At 69.3% G+C, this 2329-nt stretch carries 3 protein-coding genes; all 3 read right to left on the bottom strand.

What is annotated here, in order from left to right; genetic code table 11:
• The coding region (locus tag ACI2L1_RS45095) for a DUF6206 family protein (protein WP_404745291.1) at positions 1–497 on the bottom strand (497 nt) is incomplete at its 3' end.
• Between the two features lie 13 nt (positions 498–510).
• Positions 511–954 carry a DUF6041 domain-containing protein gene (locus ACI2L1_RS45090; protein ID WP_404745290.1) on the bottom strand — a complete coding sequence of 148 codons (444 nt, stop codon included), beginning with the start codon at positions 952–954 and terminating at the stop codon, positions 511–513.
• Between the two features lie 77 nt (positions 955–1031).
• On the bottom strand, positions 1032–2264 hold the full coding sequence (locus ACI2L1_RS45085) for a beta-ketoacyl-[acyl-carrier-protein] synthase family protein (RefSeq protein ID WP_404745289.1): 1233 nt from the start codon (positions 2262–2264) through the stop codon (positions 1032–1034).
• Positions 2265–2329: the final 65 nt, after the last annotated feature.

Here is a 2329-nt window from a genome sequence, read left to right as displayed (position 1 = left end):
TCCAGGTACACCAACTCACCTCCGACGTCGACCCAGTTGGACGCCTGGGCGTCCAGCCCCAGCGAAGGGGACACGGTTCGGTCCACCTTGTCGAGGAAGCGGGAGAAGAAGTCCTTGGCCCACGTCTCGTCCTCGGTGTGCAGGAGCCGGGAGCACAGTCGCCGCTCCGGCAGCTCGCGTTGCACGCAGTACGCCACGATCCGCCCGGCCGGTTGATGGGCGTGCCACAACTGCGTGTCCGCGACGTTCAGGCCGCTGTCCGTGAGGCGTTGCAGGTACTCGTCGAGGCCACGTCGGTAGCGTTCGAAGCGTGCGCGGTCGGGGAAGACCGGCAGCCGTTTGCAGGCAAAGGCGCCATCGTCGGTCCGCAGCCGGAGCACCAGGGTGACCTCGCCATGGCCGAGGATGTCCAGAGCGCCGTCTTCGGCGGTGCGCAGCGCGCTCTGAACCTGTTTCTCCAGGCGATCGAGTTCGGCGTGGGGAACGGTGAAGGACATGGGCATCGGGCCTTTACGTTTCGGTGTCCGTCCTGGCTTCGGCGGGGATGCGGCTGGACCCGGCCGGTGCACGGCGGTGTGCCACGATCAGATAGATGGCGGCGGCGAAGAACGCGGCGTCGAGCACGAGGATCTGGGGCACGCTGCTGACGAGGATGATCACGAAGCAGACCAGCATCACCAACTGTCCGTAGAGCGCGGCGAGCACCAGCTCCCGGTTACGGATCAGCACCAGGCCGCTGACTATCATCGCGGCCGCGACGAAGACGGTAACGCCCGTCGGGTACGTGGCGAGCCACTCGGTGAAGTCACCGATCACGGCGATGCCGTCGTTGGCGTCGGCGGCGTCGTCGAGGCGCTGCTCCACCGACTCGATTTCCGGGAAGAACTTGCCGACGCCCGCGATGATGTAGAGGACGCCGACGATGCGCTGAAGAATGAGGATTCGTTTGGTCACCTGTCGGATTCTTCCGATGTCATGGCCGACTGGCCGGGGGTGTTTCCGGACAAGATCCGTCGGCCGCGGTCGCCGGCTCACGCGGCTGTGAAGACCAGGACGGCGTTCTGGCCGCCGAAGCCGAACGAGTTGCTCACCGCTACCTCTACGTCGCACCCGCGCGGGGACCCGGTGACCACGTCCAACTCGATTCCGGGGTCCAGCCGTTGGAGGTTGGCCGTCGGAGGAACGGCCCCGTGCTGGACGGTGAGCACGGTCAGCGCCGCCTCGATCGCACCGGCCGCTCCCAGCGTGTGGCCGATGACGCCCTTGGCCGATGTCACGGCGGCACCCTCACCGAGGACCTTGCGCAGTGCCCCTGCCTCCGCGGCGTCGTTCAACGGCGTGGACGTGCCGTGGGCGTTGACGTGATCGACCTCGTCGGGCATGACGTCCGCCGCGGCCAACGCTGTGTGCAGGGCCTGGACGACGCCGGTTCCCTCGGGATCCGGGGCGGTCATGTGGTGGGCGTCGGCCGATGCTCCGTATCCGGCCACTTTCGCGCGGACGCGTGCTCCACGGGCCCGTGCGTCCGCCTCCCGCTCCAGGACCAGCATGCCGCTGCCCTCGCCGATGACGAATCCGTCGCGGTCCGCGTCGAACGGTCGGGAGGCGGCGCAGGGTTCGTCGAGACGCCTCGACAGCGCACCCATCTGGGCGAAGCCGGTCACCATGAGGGGGCTCACTCCGGCTTCGCCGCCTCCCGCGATCACGACGTCGCAGCTGTCGTCGCGCAGCAGCTGCAGCGCCGTGCCGATGGCCGTTGCCCCGGACGCGCAGGCCGTCGCCGTGACGAGGTTGGGGCCCGTGGCCCGCAGGTCCATGGCCAGGTGACCGGCGACCATGTTGGGCACCAGCATCGGGACCAGCAGCGCGGACACCGCCTGGGGCCCCTGCTCCAACATCCGCCGGTGCTGGGTCTCCCACGTCGCCACGCCGCCCAGACCGCACCCCACGACCACCCCGACCCGTGCGCCGTCCCACGTCTTCGGGTCCAGGCCGGAATCGGCGACGGCCTCGCGCGCCGCGGTGATGGAGAGCTGGATGAATCGGTCGTGGGTCAGAGAACTGCGCCGCCCTACATGCTCGCGTGGGGAGAAGCCCGGCACCGTGCAGGAGATGTCCACGGGCAGGCCGGCCAGTAGTGGGTTCCGGGCGGCGGTCGACTTGCCCGCGCACACCCCCTGCCAGGTGGCGTCGGTACCGATGCCGGCGGCAGTGACCAGACCGATCCCGGTGACGGCGGTGGCTGGTGGGGTGCGTGCGGTCATGACGAGGCCGTGGAGGTGGTGTGCCGTTCCAGCAACTCGGCGACCTGGGCGATCGTGTCGCCGGG

It is taken from the genome of Streptomyces sp. NPDC019531, assembly GCF_044903305.1.
Lineage (GTDB): Bacteria > Actinomycetota > Actinomycetes > Streptomycetales > Streptomycetaceae > Streptomyces.
Note: the sequence above shows the minus strand (reverse complement) of the source record. Positions and strands in the feature narration are given on the sequence as shown.

Coding starts and splice junctions, on each gene's coding strand:
- ACI2L1_RS45085 (WP_404745289.1), bottom strand. CDS start 2,264: ATGACCGCACGCACCCCACCAGCCACCGCCGTCACCGGGATCGGTCTG.